This window comes from Desulfosporosinus sp. (genome assembly GCF_014237355.1).
In the GTDB taxonomy this organism is placed as follows: domain Bacteria; phylum Bacillota; class Desulfitobacteriia; order Desulfitobacteriales; family Desulfitobacteriaceae; genus Desulfosporosinus.
On record NZ_JABZFS010000002.1, the window covers coordinates 76,666 to 97,736 of the forward strand.

General features: G+C 42.9%; 22 protein-coding genes and 1 riboswitch. Of the genes, 6 read left to right on the plus strand and 16 right to left on the minus strand.

The window, feature by feature from the left end:
• Positions 1 to 184 precede the first annotated feature (184 nt).
• Together HGJ98_RS00380 and HGJ98_RS00385 are read left to right on the plus strand one after the other, a co-directional pair.
• Positions 185 to 1,477 (plus strand): aminotransferase class I/II-fold pyridoxal phosphate-dependent enzyme, encoded by a 1,293-nt coding sequence (locus HGJ98_RS00380; RefSeq protein ID WP_291349006.1) that lies wholly within the window; start codon positions 185 to 187, stop codon positions 1,475 to 1,477.
• Between the two features lie 239 nt (positions 1,478 to 1,716).
• Entirely contained in the window at positions 1,717 to 2,196 is a 480-nt protein-coding gene (locus HGJ98_RS00385; protein ID WP_291349007.1) for a NapC/NirT family cytochrome c, read from the plus strand.
• An 83-nt stretch (positions 2,197 to 2,279) separates the two neighbouring features.
• Here HGJ98_RS00385 and hisIE read toward each other — a convergent pair whose 3' ends face one another.
• From hisIE to HGJ98_RS00445, 12 genes are all read right to left on the minus strand, one after another.
• Positions 2,280 to 2,951, minus strand: a complete 672-nt coding sequence (gene hisIE, locus HGJ98_RS00390; RefSeq protein ID WP_291349008.1) for a bifunctional phosphoribosyl-AMP cyclohydrolase/phosphoribosyl-ATP diphosphatase HisIE — start codon at positions 2,949 to 2,951, stop codon at positions 2,280 to 2,282.
• Positions 2,952 to 3,079: 128 nt separating this feature from the next.
• On the minus strand, positions 3,080 to 3,841 hold the full coding sequence (hisF, locus tag HGJ98_RS00395; protein WP_291349009.1) for an imidazole glycerol phosphate synthase subunit HisF: 762 nt from the start codon (positions 3,839 to 3,841) through the stop codon (positions 3,080 to 3,082).
• Between the two features lie 12 nt (positions 3,842 to 3,853).
• On the minus strand, positions 3,854 to 4,642 hold the full coding sequence (gene hisA, locus HGJ98_RS00400; protein ID WP_291349032.1) for a 1-(5-phosphoribosyl)-5-[(5-phosphoribosylamino)methylideneamino]imidazole-4-carboxamide isomerase: 789 nt from the start codon (positions 4,640 to 4,642) through the stop codon (positions 3,854 to 3,856).
• Positions 4,620 to 5,249, minus strand: a complete 630-nt coding sequence (gene hisH / locus HGJ98_RS00405; RefSeq protein WP_291349010.1) for an imidazole glycerol phosphate synthase subunit HisH — start codon at positions 5,247 to 5,249, stop codon at positions 4,620 to 4,622. The genes hisA and hisH overlap by 23 nt, the downstream gene beginning before the upstream one ends.
• Positions 5,250 to 5,834 (minus strand): imidazoleglycerol-phosphate dehydratase HisB, encoded by a 585-nt coding sequence (hisB, locus tag HGJ98_RS00410; protein WP_291349012.1) that lies wholly within the window; start codon positions 5,832 to 5,834, stop codon positions 5,250 to 5,252. It lies immediately after the preceding gene.
• 94 nt (positions 5,835 to 5,928) lie between these two features.
• Positions 5,929 to 6,999: a histidinol-phosphate transaminase gene (gene hisC, locus HGJ98_RS00415; RefSeq protein WP_291349013.1), complete on the minus strand. Its 1,071-nt coding sequence runs from the start codon at positions 6,997 to 6,999 to the stop codon at positions 5,929 to 5,931.
• Between the two features lie 74 nt (positions 7,000 to 7,073).
• Positions 7,074 to 8,363 carry a histidinol dehydrogenase gene (hisD, locus tag HGJ98_RS00420; protein ID WP_291349014.1) on the minus strand — a complete coding sequence of 430 codons (1,290 nt, stop codon included), beginning with the start codon at positions 8,361 to 8,363 and terminating at the stop codon, positions 7,074 to 7,076.
• Between the two features lie 60 nt (positions 8,364 to 8,423).
• Positions 8,424 to 9,104, minus strand: coding sequence for an ATP phosphoribosyltransferase (hisG, locus tag HGJ98_RS00425; RefSeq protein ID WP_291349015.1), 681 nt, complete (start codon positions 9,102 to 9,104; stop codon positions 8,424 to 8,426).
• A gap of 324 nt (positions 9,105 to 9,428) precedes the next feature.
• Positions 9,429 to 9,911 (minus strand): type I restriction-modification system subunit M N-terminal domain-containing protein, encoded by a 483-nt coding sequence (locus HGJ98_RS00430; RefSeq protein WP_291349016.1) that lies wholly within the window; start codon positions 9,909 to 9,911, stop codon positions 9,429 to 9,431.
• A gap of 20 nt (positions 9,912 to 9,931) precedes the next feature.
• Complete coding sequence (locus tag HGJ98_RS00435; protein WP_291349017.1) at positions 9,932 to 11,011, minus strand: 6-phosphofructokinase; 1,080 nt, start codon at positions 11,009 to 11,011, stop codon at positions 9,932 to 9,934.
• Between the two features lie 123 nt (positions 11,012 to 11,134).
• Positions 11,135 to 12,286 (minus strand): ATP phosphoribosyltransferase regulatory subunit, encoded by a 1,152-nt coding sequence (gene hisZ / locus HGJ98_RS00440; RefSeq protein ID WP_291349018.1) that lies wholly within the window; start codon positions 12,284 to 12,286, stop codon positions 11,135 to 11,137.
• Positions 12,286 to 12,615, minus strand: coding sequence for a YerC/YecD family TrpR-related protein (locus HGJ98_RS00445; RefSeq protein WP_291349019.1), 330 nt, complete (start codon positions 12,613 to 12,615; stop codon positions 12,286 to 12,288). Before HGJ98_RS00445 ends, hisZ begins: the two co-directional genes overlap by 1 nt.
• 181 nt (positions 12,616 to 12,796) lie before the next feature.
• Positions 12,797 to 12,894, plus strand: a riboswitch (SAM riboswitch).
• Positions 12,895 to 12,993: 99 nt separating this feature from the next.
• Here HGJ98_RS00445 and HGJ98_RS00450 point away from each other — a divergent pair.
• From HGJ98_RS00450 to HGJ98_RS00460, 3 genes are all read left to right on the plus strand, one after another.
• Positions 12,994 to 14,019 carry a methionine ABC transporter ATP-binding protein gene (locus tag HGJ98_RS00450; protein ID WP_291349020.1) on the plus strand — a complete coding sequence of 342 codons (1,026 nt, stop codon included), beginning with the start codon at positions 12,994 to 12,996 and terminating at the stop codon, positions 14,017 to 14,019.
• Positions 14,009 to 14,668 carry a methionine ABC transporter permease gene (locus HGJ98_RS00455; protein WP_291349021.1) on the plus strand — a complete coding sequence of 220 codons (660 nt, stop codon included), beginning with the start codon at positions 14,009 to 14,011 and terminating at the stop codon, positions 14,666 to 14,668. The genes HGJ98_RS00450 and HGJ98_RS00455 overlap by 11 nt, the downstream gene beginning before the upstream one ends.
• Before the next feature lie 77 nt (positions 14,669 to 14,745).
• Complete coding sequence (locus HGJ98_RS00460; protein ID WP_291349022.1) at positions 14,746 to 15,600, plus strand: MetQ/NlpA family ABC transporter substrate-binding protein; 855 nt, start codon at positions 14,746 to 14,748, stop codon at positions 15,598 to 15,600.
• 164 nt (positions 15,601 to 15,764) lie between these two features.
• Here the strand turns inward: HGJ98_RS00460 and HGJ98_RS00465 are convergent, their stop codons facing one another.
• The gene (locus HGJ98_RS00465) at positions 15,765 to 17,678 is read right to left on the minus strand and encodes a PAS domain S-box protein (protein ID WP_291349023.1); all 1,914 of its coding nucleotides are present in this window, start codon (positions 17,676 to 17,678) and stop codon (positions 15,765 to 15,767) included.
• A gap of 316 nt (positions 17,679 to 17,994) precedes the next feature.
• Positions 17,995 to 18,453 (minus strand): pyridoxamine 5'-phosphate oxidase family protein, encoded by a 459-nt coding sequence (locus HGJ98_RS00470; protein ID WP_291349024.1) that lies wholly within the window; start codon positions 18,451 to 18,453, stop codon positions 17,995 to 17,997.
• A 143-nt stretch (positions 18,454 to 18,596) separates the two neighbouring features.
• Here HGJ98_RS00470 and HGJ98_RS00475 point away from each other — a divergent pair, with 143 nt between their 5' ends.
• Positions 18,597 to 19,679, plus strand: a complete 1,083-nt coding sequence (locus HGJ98_RS00475; protein ID WP_291349025.1) for an NAD(P)-binding protein — start codon at positions 18,597 to 18,599, stop codon at positions 19,677 to 19,679.
• A gap of 32 nt (positions 19,680 to 19,711) precedes the next feature.
• Here the strand turns inward: HGJ98_RS00475 and HGJ98_RS00480 are convergent, their stop codons facing one another.
• Both HGJ98_RS00480 and HGJ98_RS00485 read right to left on the minus strand, forming a co-directional pair.
• Positions 19,712 to 20,494 (minus strand): acyl-ACP thioesterase domain-containing protein, encoded by a 783-nt coding sequence (locus HGJ98_RS00480; RefSeq protein ID WP_291349026.1) that lies wholly within the window; start codon positions 20,492 to 20,494, stop codon positions 19,712 to 19,714.
• Between the two features lie 44 nt (positions 20,495 to 20,538).
• On the minus strand, positions 20,539 to 21,071 hold a 533-nt coding region (locus HGJ98_RS00485), incomplete at its 5' end, for an ABC transporter ATP-binding protein (RefSeq protein WP_291349027.1).

Below are 21,071 nucleotides of genomic sequence, written 5' to 3' on the forward strand. Positions count from 1 at the left end.
AAAATATCCCTGTGTTACTAGTATTTAATCTATCAATACCTTAGACTTCTCTATAATTCAAAAAATTCCTTCTCCTTCTCAAAATAGTAGAGGAAATCGTCGTTTTAGTGTACAATTTAGTAGCTAGCTATTATGAAATTCGGCTCGGGGATGACACCAAAGATTAAGCAAGGGAGAAATATTAATGAACGAGATTGCCCAAACCTTAAATCATCAAATACAACAAGAAAATCCCTATGTTTATGAATTATTATCAACACTCGGAAAAAACTTGTTCTATCCCAAGGGGATCTTAACCCAAACTGCTGAAGCTAAACAACAGGCTTATCGTTTTAACGCTACGATAGGAATTGCAACTGAGAAAGATCAACCCATGTTTCTGCCATTAATCCAAGACACATTATCTAATTACGAACCTAAGGACCTTTATCCTTATGCTCCCCCTGCAGGAAAACCTGAGCTAAGACAACTTTGGCGAGAAAAAATGTTAATAGAAAACCCATCCTTAAAGGATAAATCCTTCAGTAATCCCATCGTAACAAATGCCTTGACCCATGGCTTGAGTATTATCTCGGACTTATTTATTGATGCTAACGACCCCTTGGTTCTACCTGATAAATTATGGGGCAATTATAACTTTATCTTTGGGGTTCGTAGAGGGGCAAAAACTGTAACCTTTCCTTTCTATACTGAGGAGGGGACCTTAAATACCACTGGCATGAAAGAGGCCTTACTTTCAAAGAAAGACCACGGAAAAGCTGTTTTATTACTTAATTTTCCGAACAACCCGACAGGGTATACCCCTACAGAACTAGAGGCAACAGAGATAGTCGAAGCTCTTAAGGAAGTCGCCGATCAAGGAATGAATCTGGTCGTGATTAGCGATGACGCCTATTTTGGGTTATTCTATGAGGACTCTATTCAGGAATCCCTGTTTGGCCGCATCTCCAGTATTCATCCAAGAATATTAGCCATTAAGGTCGATGGGGCCACGAAAGAGGAGTATCTCTGGGGCTTTCGGGTAGGGTTTATTACCTATGGATCAGAATTCCCAGCAGTATTGGATGCCTTAGAGAAAAAGACGTTAGGCATTCTTCGAGGAACGATTTCCAGTGCCTCTCATCCAGCTCAAACATTTGTTTTAACAGCCCTTAAATCCACTGAATTTCAAACTCAAAGACTACAAAAATTCGAAATCTTAAAGAAACGTGCTTGTAAGGTCAAACAGATTCTTGATCACGGAGATTATAACGATGCATGGGACTACTATCCCTTTAATTCAGGCTACTTCATGTGTCTGAAGCTCAAAGGCGTGGATGCAGAAGCCTTGCGAGTACATCTCCTTGAACAATATGGTGTAGGAGTCATCTCACTAGGAGAGAGCGATATTCGAGTAGCCTTCTCCTGTGTCGAGGAAGAGGAACTTAAAGATCTTTTTGATCTTATTTATCAAGGATACCAAGACTTAGCGAAGTAAAACGTAGGGGGTAAAGTATAACCTGCACATTTAACCCCTATTTGGAAACGTTTATACAGTATAGTACACAATGCTTTAATAGTATAATTTCGCCCTATAGAGTGGACAGTAAAGTCTAACCTATAGGGCATTTTTAATATTATTCATATTCCTTAATTACTCAAATTAAATGTTGACTTGAATAATTTATTTATAAGTGCTTATCCTAAAATCATATTGTTAGAAAGCAGGCTAAGCTTGTGTGGAAAAAATTAACCTTAAGTATAATTGGCGTCTTAATTATTGGATATGTAGTGTGGAAGGGCACGTATAATTATACATCTCAACCCCAGTTCTGTTCGAAATGCCACTACATTGAACCTTATGTTACTTCTTGGCAGCAGTCTGCCCATAATTTCGTCCACTGCCTTGAATGCCATGAACCACGTGGCTCACTAGCTTGGATTCATTCCAAAAGTCGAGGGCTTAATTATGTTTTCCAACATGTAACTGATAATTTTACACTTCCCACTAGTGCAGTCATACCAGAAAATAATTGTATTGCTTGTCATCTGGGGGATGTTAAGGACTATTCAGATGCACCGATATTGGCTAACTCCGAAAAAATTAACCATTATGAAACAATAATGACAAACAAATCCTGTCTTAATTGCCACAGATCAACAGGACATCAATTGCATATGAATCTTACTCCAAAGTTTAGTAAAACGTGGGAATAGCCCATAGCATGGCCACTAGTTTCCCTGAAATATCTTAAGGTGGGCTAGAGCAACAATAAGTTACTATAACCCACCTCTAACCTCTACTTTCGCCTCTTAAGCAGCTCTCGACTGACCTCTCCAACCTCTACACCGCGTTCTTCCAACATCACTAGGACATGATAGAACAAATCCGAAACTTCACACCTTATCTCTTCCGAATCTGAATTTTTAGCAGCGATAATTACTTCCGCACTTTCTTCTCCTACTTTTTTGAGAATCTTGTCAATCCCCTTCTCAAAGAGATAGGTTGTATAAGCTCCTTCAGGTCGTTCCAAATTCCTAGAGTGGATTACGTCAGTCAATAGCTCTAGGGTTCTACCCAGTGTGGGCTCAGGCCTTACTGCTGGTTCCCCGGTCCCTTTAAACCCTTCGCTAGTCAGATCATAGTGAAAACACGAAAAGTAGTTTTCATGGCAAGCCATGCCGGTCTGCTTTACGCTCAACAGTAAGGCGTCCTGATCACAATCGAACTTAATATCAACGATCTCCTGAAAATGTCCGGAGGTTTCTCCCTTCAGCCAAAGAGATTGTCGACTTCGGCTATAATAACAAGCCTTTCCTTCAAGCAGAGTCCGCCTCAAGGACTCCTCATTCATATATGCAAGCATCAGAACTTCCTTCGTCTCGACATCCTGGACAATTGCAGGAACAAGCCCGTGGGCATCCCAGCGGATCTTCGATAAGTCTAAGGCTTGTATTTCATTTACATTCATAGTATCTCTACCTTTCTATACGTACCATCACCTATCACTTATCCAAGTCTTGGTTCGTGATTCGTTAATGCAAGTCACGAACCGTCCCCGACTTGCTTTTGACGTGCAAATTCGTATTACGAATCGAACTACGAACCTCGTACTAAAATTCCTAGTTCCGCTAAATACCGCTTAGCTTCCTCAATACTGTACTCCTTATAATGAAAGATCGAAGCCGCTAAGACAGCGTCCGCCTCCCCAAGCGTTAACCCTTCCGCTAAATGCTCTAACGTTCCTACCCCACCGCTCGCTATGACAGGTAGAGTCACGGCTCGACTCACTGCCCGAGTCAGTTCCAATTCATACCCAATCTTGGTCCCGTCACGGTCCATGGAGGTTAAGAGAATCTCTCCTGCACCAAGAGCCTCAGCCTCAGCAGCCCATTCCAAAACATCCTTGCCCGTAGGCGTTCTTCCTCCATGGATATACACTTCCCATTGACCCGGCGCCTTGCTTCGGGCATCAATGGCCACAACGATACACTGGCTACCGAAAGCATGAGCCCCTTCTTGAATGAGCCTTGGAGTCTGAACCGCTGACGTATTTAAAGCAATTTTGTCCGCCCCTGCCCTAAGCATGCGGCGAATATCCTCAATCGTCCGCAGTCCACCACCGATGGTGAAGGGAATAAAAACTTGTTCGGCAGTGCGACGTACTACATCCACCATGGTTTCCCGGTTATCCGAGGATGCGGTTATATCTAAGAAAATCAGCTCATCAGCGCCTTCTTGGTCATAGAGAGCAGCGAGTTCCACTGGATCCCCCGCATCACGTAACTGTACAAAGTTTGTTCCCTTAACCACACGCCCATCATGGACATCTAAACAGGGAATGATCCGCTTACTTAACATACCATTCCCTCCTTAACTCTCTTTTACCTCTTGGTCTTGTCCTAAATATCCATCCCCAATGCCGCTCGTTTTCCCTCGAGCAGCCTCCAATGCATCCTGAAGGGTAAAGGCTCCACTATAGAGCGCTCTTCCCGTAATGGCTCCTTCGATAGAAACTCCTTTTTGCGCCTCACCTTGTAGATTGCGCAGATCATCTAAGGTAGAAATCCCTCCTGAGGCAATCACTGATAGGCCAGTTTCTTGAGCCATCTGTACTGTGCTCTCAATATTAGGGCCTTGGAGCATCCCATCACGTGAGATATCCGTAAATACCACGGTCTGAATTCCCACGGCTTTCATAGCCTTTCCTAATTCAACCGCTCGCATTTCTGTCGTTTCCGCCCAGCCTTGAACTGCTACCAGACCATCCTTGGCATCAATTCCGACAATCACGCGTTTCCCGTATCGGCGCGCAGCTTCGGCAACTAATTCAGGGTTTTTTACGGCGATCGTTCCCAGAATTACCCGTTCAACTCCCAACTCTAAAAGTTCAGTAATCCGCTCCATCGTGCGGATTCCGCCACCAACTTGAATTTTCATAGATACACTGCCGACGATTCTCCGTATGGTCTCATCATTCATAGGTTTTCCGGAAAAAGCACCATTCAGATCAACCATATGTAGATACTCAGCACCCTGTTTTTCAAATTCCTTAGCAACTATAACTGGGTCTTCTGCATAAACCGTGGAATCTTCCATCCGCCCCTGCAAAAGGCGTACCGCTTTCCCCTCTTTTAGATCAATTGCTGGAAAGAGCAACATCCTCATTCACCCACTTTCCAAAATTCGTTAATAACTGAAGTCCCCAAGGACTTGACTTTTCTGGGTGAAATTGTGCCCCCCAGACATTGTCTTTGCCTACAACGGCAGGAAAGACAATCCCATAGTCACTCGTTGCTACTATATCTTTCTTCTCATCAGGCTCTGCATAATAGGAATGAACAAAGTAAAAGTAGGATTGATTTGGTATCCCTTCCATTAAAATTGAGGACTGTTCCAGTTCCAAACTATTCCATCCCATATGCGGAACCTTTTTACCATGAGGAAATTTTACCACCCGCCCTGTTAAAAGTCCTAGCCCAGAGTGTTCGCCGTGTTCTTCTCCTATTTCGAAAAGAATCTGCATCCCCAGACATATCCCCAGAAAAGGGCGACCCGAGCGAGCAAATTGGGTAAGGGGTTCAATCCACCCCCCTTGTTCTAAGGCCTGCATTGCATCGGCAAACGCTCCAACTCCCGGGAGTATGAGTCCCCTCACTTGGCTTAACTCCGCTGGAGACGACATAATAGTTGCTTCAAATCCGACCTTTTCCAATGCTTTCTCTACACTTCTTAAGTTTCCCCGTCCATAATCTACAATTCCAATCATCTATAAAACTCCTTTGGTTGAAAGGATTCCGCGATATCGAGTATTCTGGCGCAAAGCTAGACCTAGAGCTCTTCCCACCCCTTTAAAGGCTGCTTCTAGAATGTGATGGCGGTTTTTCCCTGAAAGCTTTCTAATATGTAGAGTGAGCCCACTCTGCATAGCTAACGCTCTGAAAAACTCTTCTGCCATCTCGACTGGAAACTCTCCGACCATACCGTCCGGACAATCCACATCCCAGACAAGATAAGGGCGATTGGAAAGATCTAAGGCCACTTGAACCAGTGCTTCGTCCATAGGAAGTTGGGCTTCCCCAAGTCGCTCAATCCCCGCTTTATCGCCGAAAGCCTCCCGAAGCGCTTGCCCCATCACGATTCCACAATCCTCAATGGTGTGGTGGGCATCCACCTCTAAATCTCCGCTGGCCTCAAGGCTAAGATCCAGATAAGCAAATCGGGCAAATGCTGTCAGCATATGATCAAAGAAACCAATCCCAGTCTTAACTTGAGCCTCTCCCGTTCCATCCAGATTCAAGCGCACACGGATTTCTGTTTCTTTAGTTTTACGTTCAATACAAGCCTCTCGCATGGGTTCTCTCCTCTCAAATATCTCACAGGCTAAATGTTTTTTTGTTTCAGATTATCATAATACCATCTCGAATTTTTCTGATTCCTCTTCATAGTTAGCTTTGCCGAGTGCTAATCTCCTTAACTGCTCGAATGAACTCTTCATTTTCCTGTGGCATCCCTGAGCTGATACGTAAGCATTTGCCGAGAATAGGAAGTTCTCCCATGTTCCGTACGAGGAAGCCACGTTTAAGCAATTCCGACGCCCATAGGTCAGGATCTTCCGGCTTAAAAAGGATAAAATTAGCACGCGTTGGATAGACCGTCACCTTCGGTAGTAGTTTCAAGGCATATTGTAATTTTTGCGTCTCTACCTTAATCTGATCGATTTGATTTTGATACTCTTCCAGATAATCCAAAGCCAGAATTCCAGCTTTCTGACTGAACGAGTTAACATTGAACGGCGGTCGTACTCTGTTAATTAAGGAAATGGTTTCGGGTTGTCCAATCAAATACCCTAAACGGAGGCCGGCCATTCCGAAAGCCTTAGAAAACGTTCGCATTATCACAAGGTTTGGGTAATTACCACTTTCAGGAATGAGGGTTTCCTCTGAAAATTCTGCGTAAGCTTCATCCACGACAACGATTTTACCGCTTTCTCGTACAAGTCGGAGAATTTCATCCCTTGGGAACTGGGATCCAGTGGGATTGTTGGGATTACAAATGACAACTACATGTGCCTCAGGTGCTTGTGCTGCCTTTAACATCTGTTCTGTATCTAAGTCAAGACCGTTTAACAATGGAACTTCCACGACGGTAGTTTCGGTTAAACGTGCATAAATTTGATACATTCCGAAGGTCGGCGGGTGGATAATAAGAGATTTCCCCAGACCACCAAACGTGAGTAATATCAGTTGGATCAACTCATCCGATCCATTACCTATAAGGATTCCTTCCGGAGAGGTTTTAGTATACTTAGCAATGCGTGTCCTAAGCTCCTGACCCATTCCATCCGGATAACGGTTAAACGCTGGTTTCCCCTTAAACAGGGTTTCCTGCATTCCAACGGGCCAAGGAAAGGGGTTTTCATTGGCATCGAGTTTAATGCATTCTGGCATATGTTTCGTTTCATAAGGAATCAACTGTCGAACTCCAGGCCGAACGAACCGTTCTGGATTACTTTCCATTGATTACATCTCCTTTATGCCATTTCTGGGCAACAGCTTAAGTTGCCCTCCTAATGGCTTTCTCTACCTCTAACTCAATCTTTTTTATTCCTAAACCTTACTTCCACCGCGCGAGCATGGGCTTCTAGTCCCTCGCTGCGGGCAAGTAAAGCGATTTGCCGAGCATCTCGTTTAAGGGCTACTTCCGAATATCCAATGACACTAACCTTCTTCATGAACATATCCACATTAAGGGGAGAATAAAAACGCGCCGATCCTCCCGTTGGTAAAACATGATTCGGCCCCGCAAAGTAATCTCCCACTGGTTCTGGAGAATACCGTCCTAAAAAGACAGCACCGACATTTCGGACTTGCCCTAACCAAGAATACGGATCTTTCACAACCAGTTCAAAATGTTCCGGTGCAATTTTGTTGGCCAAATCCATCCCAGCTTGGAGATCTGGGACAAGAATGGCGGCCCCATAGGTTTCCCAGGACGCGCGAGCGATTTCGACACGAGGTAAATCTTGGAGCTGCCGCTCCACAGCAGCGATGGTCTGTTCAAGGAGTTCTCGAGATGGAGAGACTAAAATTGCTGAGGCTAAACGATCATGTTCAGCCTGGGACAGTAAATCTGCCGCTAACTCTTCCGCAGATCCGCTCTCATCCGCTAAAATTAAGATTTCGCTAGGACCTGCCAGCATATCAATATCGACTGTTCCAAAGACTTGCTTTTTAGCTAAGGTTACATAGATATTTCCCGGCCCAGTTATCTTATCCACCGGGTAGATAGTTTCCGTCCCATAGGCTAAGGCGGCAACTCCCTGAGCCCCGCCTACTTTATACACTTCAGTCACCCCTGCTTCAGCAGCCGCAACTAATACCTCGGGAAGAAGTGTACCATCTGCTCTTGGGGGACTGACCATGACAATTTCTTTAACCCCAGCTACAACTGCCGGTAAAGCATTCATTAAAACCGACGAAGGATAAGACGCTGTTCCTCCTGGAACATAAATACCCACTCGCTTGAGGGGGAGAAGTAATTGTCCAAGAATACTCCCGTCTGGATCTGGTTCCAACCAGGAACTTCGTTTTTGCTTTTCATGATAGCGTAAAATATTCCCTTTAGCTGTCCGTAAAGCTCGTAAAAAATCCTCAGTAACCACTTTATAGGCCCCTTGTATTTCTTCCTCCGTGACTTTTAAGCCTTTTTGACGCAAATCTACACGATCAAATTCTTCCGTCATCTGATAGATTGCTTCTTCTCCATCCTCCCGAACACGCTTTATGATTTCAGCAACACGTTGCTCCAGTAGCTCATCGTCTCCATAGGATTTACGTGTAAGACGTTTCAAATCAACGTCGTTTAGATTCTCAACCTTCATAACTATATATCCTCCCAATCCTTTGCCTATCCATTCAATATACAATGTTTCCGAGGCCCACTATTTCGCCGAGATCTCCTCTTGTAAATGCCCACGTAACCGTTCAACTAAATCTCTAATTCGCTCATATTTCAGGCGGTAAGCCACACGATTAGCAATCAAGCGAGTCGTAGCTTCAAGAATCGGAGCCACCTCGACCAAATGGTTTTCTCTGAGGGTTTTTCCCGTGGAAACAATATCGACAATCATTTCTGCCAAATCGACACATGGCGCTAGCTCCATGTTTCCGTGGAGTTTGATGGGAGTAACCTGCATTCCTATACCACTAAAAAAGCTCTCTGTAACCCGGGGAAACTTCGTAGCTACCCTTTGATGGTTCAGCCCGCTTAAATCGTACTCTCCACTCGGAAGTTTAGGTGGAACACTCGCCTCCAACATAGCCACCACAAAACGACAATAGCCGAATTTAAGGTCCAGTAATTCAGCTACATCCTTGTTTTCTTCCAGTAAGGTATCCTTCCCTACAAAGCCAAGATCCGCGGCTCCATATTCTACATACGTTGGAATATCCGTAGGTCTACAAATAATAATCTTAGTTTTACTGTCTGGAAGATCATAAAATAGCTTCCTGGAATCTTCGTCGACATGGCTGCATTCTATTCCCACTTGACTCAGCAATTGAATCGAGTCAATCAGTAATTTTCCCTTAGGTAACGCAATCGTCAAAAAGTCTTTATCCAACCTTGGCATCCCCTCTCCAATATCCCAAACGATTTATCTAAACTATATATATCGTTTAGCGCTTTACCTAGTTAAAGCACTAATATATTAATTTATTATATCAACGTCCTTTTACTCTGGCAACCCCTAAACTAAAATTAAAACGCTGATGATAAATCCTCTGATGATAAAGTGGGGTAACTCAAAACCTTCGCATTCGGGTTAAGTGGTGGATCCGTTCAGCATATAGAGGTCGTATATAAAAAACGGAGAGATTTGTCAACGTGACAATCTCTCCGTTTTTAGATTTTGAAGTGTAATTAAAATACAAAGGACTACCCAGCTTTAAAATGCCAAGTGATCATCAGAAAGCTCTAATTTCTCAAATCGTTTCATTAACTCAATTAGATCATCATCTGTAACGTACTTTTGACCGGTTTCAGTGGTCTTATTAAAGTCAATGGTATTTAAAAGACCTAGGCAGCTTGGATTTTTATCGTCAATCTCTGCAAAAGCCTTTGATAGGTAATCAGCTAGGCCTTGTTTTACATGTATTACTACATCCCAACGCGCTATCCTTGGTACAAACAAACGATAGGATTCCCTTTTTTCTAACTCTTTTTCAATTTCAGGTTGAGATAAGCCCTGGGCTTTAAGTTTATTATACCTGAACTCACGCTCTAAATTAAATCGGTCGTTCAAACGTTTTAGAAAAACAATGGCAATAACATACTCTTTAAATTCTTCACCATCCCGATCTCCTCGTAAAGAGTCGCAAGTCTCATCCAGGAACCTCTCAAACTCAGCAAGAGATAACTTATCTTCCATTGCTCTCCCTCCTATCCTTTTTAATCCCCCATCTCCATCCCAAGAGTACGCGCCGATAATAACAATGGATCATTTAGGGGTACAAGTTTAATTTGGTCAACGGCTTCACGAAGAGGAACTCGGACAATCTCTCTACCCTGTAGTGCGACCATGACCCCAAATTCCCCTTCCAGTGCAGCATCCACCGCCGCTGACCCATAGCGCGTAGAAAGCACTCGATCATAGGCATTCGGGGAACCACCACGTTGAAGATGCCCGAGCACTGTCACGCGGGTTTCCATACCATAGTGTTCTTCGAGATCTTTACTTATTTTGGCACCAATTCCTCCTAGTTTAACTGGGTCGACTCGTCCCTCCATCATACGTTCCACGACCATTTCACCACCCAGAGGCTTTGCACCTTCTGCTACGACAATAATGCTAAATTTCTTGCCTTGTTTTGCCCGACGTTGAATGCATAATGCAACTCGATTTAGATTGTAGGGGATTTCAGGAATCAGAATAACATCTGCTCCTCCTGCAACCCCAGCGTACAAAGCAATCCACCCGGCATATCGCCCCATAACTTCAAGAACCATAACCCGGTGATGTGATTCAGCGGTGGTATGTAAACGGTCTAAGGCTTCTTGAGCTGTATCCACCGCGGTTTGAAAGCCAAAGGTCTGATCTGTGGCCATTAGATCATTGTCAATGGTCTTGGGTATACCGATGACTTTAAGGCCTTTATTGGCAAACTCAAGAGCAATCTTCAAACTTCCGTCTCCGCCAATCGCTAGTAATGCGTCCACTCCATGACCTTGTAAATTACGAATCACGTCCTCTGAACGGTCGACAGGTTGAATAATCCCTTTCACTTTCGTTTGATAGGCAAAAGGGTTATCTCGATTCGTAGTTCCTAGAATCGTACCTCCACGTGGTAAAATACCCGAGACATTCTGCAGAGACAGAGGCACAAAATCTCCTTCTACCGCTCCACGGAAACCGTCCCTAATGCCGAGCACTTCAATCCCATATCCGTGTGCACTCTTAGCAATTGCCCGAATCACCGCATTAAGCCCCGGGCAGTCTCCCCCGCCCGTGAGTACCGCAAGTTTACTCAATTATTACACCCCTTAATCTAGATGTAGTCCTACTAGGTAATTATATAATATTCTAATATAAATGTGTATTAAACCTGTCTTAACCAAACTGTCCTCTGTCTGTAAGAAATTCATGAATAGCCCTTAATCGATGCATAAGACCTGCGCAATATTCTTATTCATCGCTATTTTCTGTGCCTCATCATTTCCTAAAGTTCCGAGGGCCATCTCTATGCGTTTTCCCTGGGCCCTTAAAGCTTGGCTTTGACGAATCACCTGCTTAGCATCTGATCCATATACCAGTACATCGGCTCCCTGTACTGCCGGAAGTGGAAATTGTTCTAACAAATTCCCTAAGTGTATTGCAAACCCAGTTGCAGGTTGTGGAATTCCAAAGTCAGCATATAAAGCGTCATACCGTCCGCCCTCAACAATGGGAAAACCCATTCCTGGAACATACCCTTCAAAAACCGCTCCAGTATAATATGAAAAGCCGCGAAGTATTCCTAAATCTAAGGAAACCTTCTCTCGAACTCCGAAATCCTCTAAATACTGATAAATTTTTCTTAACCTTTCAACTGCTTCTCGAATTGCAGGTTGCTCACTCCAGCCTAGAACTTCATCGAGAATTTCCTCTCCTCCGTGAAAATGAGGCAACCGCAGTAATAGTTCCTGAACCCGTTCTGGCAGCCCACTTTGTCTAACACAGCTTTCCACACCCACCATATCCTTACGAGCTAATACTTCTTCCAGCTTGGCCTGTATCCCCTCATTTACCCCAGCTTCAAGCATGAGCCCCGAAAAGATTCCCATATGACCAAGGTTAAACTGGTAATTCTCTAGGCCTAAACCCGCAATAGCTTCCACCGCAAGAGCAATCACTTCCGCATCAGCGAGTTCTTGGTCAGAACCAACAAGTTCCACACCCACTTGACGGAACTCTCTATGCCTAACTGTAGTGTTACGATATACATCTGCCCCATAACACAAGCGCAGCGGAAATTCTCCCCCCCTCATACGTGTGCTAACTAGGCGGGCAATGGGAATGGTCAGTTCCGGGCGGAGGGTTAATATTCGTCCTTCCCTATCAAAGAACTTGTATAACAAATCATCTTGTTCAATATCCGGCTGAACACAAGCAGAATACTCCAAGGTTGGAGTTAATACTTTTTCATAAGACCATTGTCGAAAGAGCGCCAGAATTTTCTTCTCCAGACCCTCTTGCACTGCAATTTCCTCAGGAAGTAGATCCCGCATTCCTTTTGGTATACGTAACCCTAGATTAGTTCTTAGCATCATAATTCTCCTTCATAGCTTTCGTGCTTTTCATTTTGTTCTTTCAAACGCCGCAAAATCAGTTGGTAGCCATCTGCCCCGAAATTTAAACAACGTTTTACCCGACTGATGGTTGCAGTACTTACTCCTGTCCTTTCCGTAATTGCTGTATAGGTCTCATTTCTCTGCAGCATCTTAGCAACCTCAAGGCGCTGCGCCAAAGCCTTGATTTCAGCAACCGTCGCAATATCTTCAAAGAACCGATAACACTCTTCTTTGCTCTTAAGCAATAAAACTGCTTCAGCTAGGGCATCCGTTAAAGGGTTCCTTAATCGTTCATCACTTGACATAGCATTCCCTCCTACACCAAACAAGATCACTGTCTTACTTTAATCTATTAAAGCGTTGTGTTATTGTCAAGCTTTTTTATGCGTTGAGTCAATATTTTAACGCTTGCAAATCCTATATCCCATATGCTAAAATATAGACAGCTTTTAGTAGCATTTTGATACAATAAAACCTAATAGTAGACTCTTATTCAGAGTAGGTGGAGGGACTGGCCCGATGAAACCCGGCAACCGGCATTTTGCACGGTGCTAACTCCTGCAGAGAAATCTGGGAGATAAGAGGAAAACCGAATGGCACTCCGCGGGTTTTCTTCGCGGAGTTTTGTTGTGTATAATTGCCGACAAAGTGTTCCCGAATTTAAAACAAAGGAGCAATAACCTTTGATTCAAATTAAAAAATTAGTAAAGAAATACTCCTCTCGCCAAGGCGACGTCATCGCCCTTGATAATGTATCCTTGAACATATCGCCAGGGTCCATTTACGGGATTATCGGATTAAGCGGTGCTGGAAAAAGCACACTGGTTCGCTGCTTAAATCTACTTGAGAAACCAACGAGCGGACACGTCATCGTTGCCGGTCAAGACCTGCCCCTACTTTCTAGCAAGGAACTCCGGCAAGCCCGGCAGAATATCGGAATGATATTCCAGCATTTCTACCTCCTTCAATCAAGAACCGTAGCAGAGAATATTGCCTTTCCTTTAGAAATAGCTGGAGTTTCTAAGAAGGAAATCTCGATACGTGTCAAAGAATTACTCCATCTAGTGGGTCTCGAAGACAAAACGGATGTTTACCCAGCTCAGTTGAGCGGGGGGCAAAAACAGCGGGTCGGCATTGCTCGAGCCCTTGCCACTAAACCGCAAGTCCTCTTATGCGATGAAGCCACATCTGCCTTAGATCCCCAGACCACCCTTTCTATTCTAAACCTCCTGCGTGATATTAATCAAAAACTTGGCTTAACAATTGTAATGATTACCCATGAAATGAAAGTCGTCAAAGAGATCTGCACGGATGTTGCGGTTATTCACGAAGCCCGCATCGTTGAAAACGGTCCCGTCGAGTCTGTATTTATTAAACCTCAGTCAGATATCGCAAAACAGTTTATCTCAACGGTTTTTCCAAACGAACTCCCTGCCGACCTTCTTAAAGAGCTTGCAACCCACAAAGACTCAGAAATTGTTCGCATTCAATTCCTCGGTTCTCGAGCCTCGGATCCAATCATCACGGACTTACTGCGTAATTGCGATGTCCGAGCTAATATTCTCTATGGAAGTATTGACCACTTAAGATCCACCTTGTTTGGTACACTTACTATAGAACTCCTAGGAAACTCCGACCAACTCAAAGAGGCTCATCGCTATTTGGCAGCTCGCAAATTAAATGTGGAGGTGATTCACCGTGAGCTTTGATATCGCCTCACTTTTCCAGCTTATTCTGCCTGCAACCGGCGAAACTCTCTACATGGTAGTCGTTTCAACGCTGCTCGCCTACCTCATAGGACTCCCGTTAGGTATCATTTTGGTCGTCACCTCACCTGGGCATATCATGCCTAACCCTTGGGTTGAAAGAACTTTAGGAACCGTCATCAACATCTTGCGTTCCGCTCCGTTTATTATCCTTTTGGTAGCCTTAATCCCATTCACTCGCTCAATTATTGGTACATCCATTGGTACAACCGCTGCTATTGTCCCACTCGTCATCTCAGCTGCCCCTTTCGTCGCTCGAGTGGTTGAAAGCTCCCTCAAAGAAGTACCCTACGGTGTTATCGAAGCTGCTTTATCCATGGGGGCATCCCCCCAACAGATTATCCAAAAAGTCCTTCTTCCAGAGGCAAAGGCCTCTCTTATTCTAGGCGTTGCCATCACGACAATCAGCGTCATCGGCTACACTGCTATGGCCGGTACCGTTGGCGGAGGTGGGTTAGGAGACTTGGCCATTCAATATGGTTATAACCGTTTCCGGACCGATATTATGGTCATCACCGTCGTCATTCTAGTCGTGATTGTTCAAATAATACAGTCCCTTGGAACCGCGCTGGCACGCAAGCTTACACATTAATCTTTGGCTATGAACCTCACTCTTTCCACACTTTATTAGCAGCACACCAAAAGTAAACAAATAGGAGGAAGAAAATCATGTCAAGAATCAAAAACCACCGCTATTTTACCCTATTACTCGCTGTATTGGTCTCTCTTTCCCTCGTGCTCTCCGGCTGTGGCAGTACTACCGAAGCACCAAAAACCGGATCTGACACACCCTCAACTAACACCGTACTCAAAGTTGGTGCAACCCCAATACCTCATGCAGAAATCCTCGAACACATTAAACCAGCTCTACTCAAAGAAGGCATTGACCTCCAAATTGTGAACTACACTGATTATGTCCGACCGAACTTAGACTTAGATACTGATGATATTGACGCTAATTTCTTCCAACATACGCCGTACCTAGATTCATTCAACCAAGACCATTCCCTCAAGAATGTTTCCATTGCAAATGTTCACATCGAACCAATGGGGATCTACTCCAAGAAAATCACTAAACTAGATGACCTTAAAAATGGAGATACCATTGCTATTCCCAATGATCCCTCAAACGCCGGACGCGCCTTGGCCCTTCTAGCTAAAGCTGGAATCCTTAAACTTAAAGATGGAGTTGGGATTAAAGGAACAGTAAATGATATCCAGGACAATCCCAAGCAGCTTAAAGTAACTCCACTGGATGCTCCTCAGCTTCCTAGAGTACTGGAAGATCCCAAGGTCAATGCAGCAGTAATCAATACAAATTTCGCCATTGAAGGCGGACTTAACCCTATGAGCGATGCCATTATCATGGAAGATAAAGACTCTCCTTATGCTAATATTTTGGTAGTCAAAGACAGTCGCAAAAACGATCCTGCTTTACAAAAGCTTTCCAAAGCTTTAACTTCCCCAGATGTTAAGAAGTTCATAGAAGACAAATATCAGGGTTCGATTGTCCCAGCCTTCTAAAACCATATGAACCATCAGTAAAGCCACCCCACGGGGTGGCTTTTGTATATTAATTAATCTTATAAGATCGTAGAAATTATTATTGAATAAGGCTGTTATTACCTAGAGTACTATTCAGCTATATAGATGATTAGTCCGTTTAGGCCGAGTAAGATAATCCTTCCCTAGAAAGGAAACTTTACGGTTACCGTTGTCCCTTTATGATCTGATTCAAAATTTATCAAAGCTTTATGGCGTATAGCAATCCTTTGGCATATTGCGATCCCTAATCCGGTCCCTCGCTCTTTGGTTGTTAGAAACGGTGTACCTAATTGATCTAGAATATCAGGATCAACCCCTCCACCTTGATCACAGACTATGAGTATAATATTATTTTCACATATAGTTGTTCGAATAGTTAAGGTTGAACCTGATTGCATCGCTTCAAGCCCATTCCTTGCTAAGTTCAGAATCAACTGTCGAAGCTCGTTTCCACTTCCTAAAATGTCAGGGACTTCTTCAAGTTCAAGGACAATCTTCTTTTCTTGATTAATTGCATCCGCCGTCAAAAGAGGAGACAGAGCCTTAACTATTTGACTAATATTAATTTGATTAAAGTCCATTGATTTCTCTCTGGCTAAACTCAAAAAATCTGACAGTATCAAATTTGCCCTGTCTAGTTCATCTGTCATCAATTGATAAAACTCATGATAATCTAAGGTTTCCCCTTTAGATTGTAGCAGTTGTAGAAAACCGCGAACGGTTGTCAGCGGATTCCTTACCTCGTGAGCAATACTCGCTGCCATTTCTCCTAACATATTTAGTCTTTCTAAACGAGCCAATTCGCGGTCGGCTCTCCTTCTGTCGGTAATATCAATAAGCACCTTGAATACCAACCTAGATCCATCAGCATCTTTAAAGGGCTGAGAATATACCTCATAAATGCGATCCTCAAAAACCATCTCTTTCCATACAGCAGAATGGCTTCTCAGAACCATGGCAGACATACAATCAGGACAAGGAAATGGTAACTTTGCTATGACTTCAAAGCAGGGTTGATCTATACAGGGACCAAACTTTGCCCGAAAACTATTGTTTGCAAATCGAATTTTATGATTCTCTTCTTGAAGGTATATTAGACCAGGAAAGCTATTAAATAAGGAATAGAGACGATGATGTTCTTCCTCTACTGACTTTTCAATTTTTCTTCTTTCCTCAATGTTGCGGAGAAAAATCGAAATTCCGTTTTCTGTTGGATAAATGCTGGCTTCAACCCATTGCGCTAAGGACTGTGAATAGGTTTCGAACCGCATTGGAATCCCGTCATTCATAACTTTAAGACAGGCGTCGTTAATCGCTGGGCTCCCCGGTTCATGAGTTTCCCAAAAATCAGATCCTACAATATTTCCATCTAGCCCATTAGCCTCCCGGGCTTTAATCATAGCCTTATTGATATACGTTATGATCCATTGACGATTTACAGCTTCAAAGCTGTCTCCGATACTTTCCAGGGTATTAATCATCTCTTGATTTGCTTTAGCTAATTCATTTTCGGCAGCTTCTTTTTGCCGGATTTCACTTCGAAGTTGTTCATTAGTTTTTTCTAACTCATCTGTTCGGAAATTGACTAATTGCTCCAAACTTTCACGATACTGACTTAATTCCTTTTCTTTAAGCTCACTTTCAGTAATATCCCAGATAGAGACAATTCGCAATCTTCGTTGATTAACCGTTATTTCATGGTTATTAATACGGACTGGAAAACAAGTTCCATCTTTCCTGACATGGATGGAATTATATTCATAGCGGTCATTATAAATCTTAGGCCCCATTTCCAGAAGGTCTTTCTGATGCCCCGGAGCACAAAGGACGTCATACATTGACTTTCCTATTAACTCAGCAGGACTATATCCGTGCATTTCAGCGTAGCGGGGATTAACTTTAAGCAATTCACCGCTCATGGCATCGGCAACGACCATACCCCAACTATTCTCAAGGAAAATCCGTTTCCAGATTTCATTATCTTCTCTAGCATCCGCTAAAGCCCCTTCCAGAAAAGCAACTCGTTGATTTAATTCCATGATTTTATTTGTTGACATTTTACACCACTTTTCAAATTAGATTGCGGCCATGTCCATGGAACTGACTTACATATTTTACACTAAAACAACCTTGAATCACGATTATCTTCGACAAATATCTTACTTATTCCTTCTTATGCGAATATTATATGGATTATGCCTAGCAGTGTATGTTACAAAAGCAAAAGAGCAATCGTCATCCTGAGCGCAAGCGAGGGATCTGGATCCTTCAGTCGTTCCTCCTTCAGGATAACATTGCAAATTTTAGAACTTTGTAACAAGCTCTAACAGCTTCAGTGAAATAGGAATAAATAACTCAGGTTATTAAGTTTGCTTAAAGGCCTGATTGTTTACCAGTCATGGTATTAACCTTTAACTTGAAGAGAGTGACCGCTGCTAATGAGGCGTCTGAAGGCAGCATTATATCATTTGCATAGTGTTGCATGATGATTTTCATTCCCTCTCGCTTGCCCACTAGGTCCTCGATAAATTCAACCTCGCCGAAACCAACCACACTCTGATACCGCATTGTCCAATTACATCCCTGCTCATGAGGTACTAGTTGGGTATCAATATCTACCTCAAAGCAAGCCTGAGTGTTTTCTCGAAGAATCAAAAGTTTTAGTCCCTCGTGAGCAGAATGAAAATACAACACTCCTTCTTTATAACCAAAATTCATAGGAATTATATAAGGCATATCTTTATAGGATACGGCTAATCGACAAACCTGTGCTTTCATCATGATCTCATCCAGTAAATTTTGATCTGTAATTTCCTTATCACTTCTTCGCATGTTTTAGCCTCTTTCTATAACTTATTTGAACTCTAACTAGAATTTATAAAGATTAAACATTCATAACCCATTTGTTGAAGGGAATACTACTTTAGAGATGACCCACTATTCCTAACCTCGCTCGCAAGAAAGTAGGAAACACCATGAAAATAGCTATTATGGGCGCCGGTTTATCCGGTTTAGCCTGTGCAATAACTCTAGAAAAACACGGAGTACCTTTTACCATTTTTGAAAAAAGAAGTCAGGTTGGAGACCGTTTTGTTAATGGAGAAGCTTTAATAGCCGCTTTGACAAGACCGGTCAACGATCCCATTGCGTATCTTTCAGAAAACCATGGGATTTACCTACAAGCACTTAGCCCCATGCGTCATATCCTATTCTTTTCCGAAAAGGAACAATCAGTATTAAGCGGGCAGCTGGGGTTTATTAACCTTAGAGGGAGAGATTCCGAATCCTTCGAAAATCAACTTTTCAATCAGGTTAAGACTCCCATTAGGTTTAACTCCGAACATTCTTATGAACAATTACTACAGGATTATACACATATTGTACTTGCGACTGGCGACGCAGCCTACACCTCTAAAATCCAAGATTTCCAGACCGATCTCACAGTAACGCTAAAAGGTGCAACAGTCGAAGGAGATTTTGACCGACATAAGGTTGGCATTTGGTTAAACTATGACATTGCCCCTCAGGGATACGCCTTCCTTCTTCCCTATTCCGAAAAGGAAGCGTGCATTACACTCGCTTATCCTGACTATCCCGCAAATCGGGAGTTCGACTTGGAAAAACTATGGGAAAATTTCTACACATTAGTCTGTAGGGACTTCAATCAACCTTTGCATATTACTGATCGCTTTGAAATTACTCGCTATATTATTGGATTGTGCGAACACCCTCGAATCGGTAATACGTTCTTTGTCGGTAATTGCTTTGGGGCTGTAATGCCCGGCTTCGGATTTGGTCAGTTTGAATCCATTATGACGGGTATTTATGCAGCCCAGGATCTTTGTGGACTAGGTCACTATTCCGACCTTACTCGACCCTTCAGAGAAAGCTATAGAAACTCCTTAGTGCTGCGAAGAACACTTGAACGACTCAATAATTCTCATTTAGACAGTATAGTATCTCTTGTCCATCATAACATTGTTCAAAAGGTTTTGAATCATGAGAGGCTTAATCCCCTTAAACTTGCTAGTCGACTTCTTCGACCATGGGTTAACTAAAAAATGACTACTCCTCCACATGAACAATAGGGTTAGCAATCGCTAACCCCTTTTAGTTCCCAAATTGTTTTGGCTGAAGCTAGCTCCTGACCTTCAGCATCTTCCCAGAGTATAACATGTCTACATCCTATTGTCTTTACTCCTAGACCACTACTAATGCACTTTGAGCGGATGCTTGACCCGTAGGTTATTGCTTTTTTATAAGTGATTTCCAGAGCAGCAAGATGATATTTCTGATAGATGTCCTCTGGTACGACTTCTAACATCCACTGAAGATAGTTGGCATTATTGACATGTCCATTGGTATCAATATCACTTCGTCTAACGTTAAATATCTGTTCCTCTGCTCCTTCTTGCTCACTTGTACCTATCTCAACTTCACCAATAGGCTGTTCGAGAGCTCTCCTGGAGTCGAATCCATAGGCATCAAGAAATTCCGCGGGAATCCTTGAAGGACGCTTACTTTCCGTATTATAAAAAATCCACAAAGAGGCAGCTCTACCGATGATTCTTTGATTCTTGTCAGTGATTAAGAAATCCCTCTTTCCGTAAAAGCGCTCAAACCCAGCAGACCAAGTTACGATTATAACCTTTTCTCCTAATGCTGGGTAGCTGTCCATTTGAAGCTGCCACTGATTCAAAACCCAGGCGTGCTTTTGAGCCTTTAATTGTTCAATTCCCTGTCCGACTGCTTCAGAATGGGAAATTGCAGCATCCTCTAAATAGTGAAGTATCGTCAGAGGGGTAGCCTTCTCATAGCGATTTATTTCATGATAATGCACTTCAAATTCCATTTTAAATCTCTGATTCTTCATTTCTCTTTTTCCACCTTCGCTTACAAACAAATTTTGACAAGAACTCAACTTTGGATGGACAGAGCTTCCTCCGAAGAAGTTTCCCCTCCAAACTGAATATTATAGATTTGACGATACAGACCATCTTGTTTTAGCAGTTCCTTATGATTCCCAGATTCCGCGATAGTTCCATTTTCAATAACAAAAATCTGGTCCGCCGCTAGAACAGTCGATAATCTATGAGCAATTACAAAACTTGTTCTATTCTTTAACAACGGTACCATTGCCTTTTGAATATACCTTTCTGATACGGAATCTAAAGAGGATGTCGCTTCATCAAGAATAACTATTCTTGGGTCCTTCAAGATAACTCGAGCAACAGATACCCGTTGCTTTTCTCCACCTGATAACTTAATACCTCTATTACCGACGATTGTTTTATAGTTATCAGGCAAAGTCATAATAAAATCATGAATATAGGCAGCCTTACAAGCCTCCATCATCTCTTTCAGAGTGGCATCCTTTTTGCCGTATCTTAAATTTTCTTCAATAGTATCATTAAAAAGGTATGGCTCTTGCATTACAATCCCAATTTGAC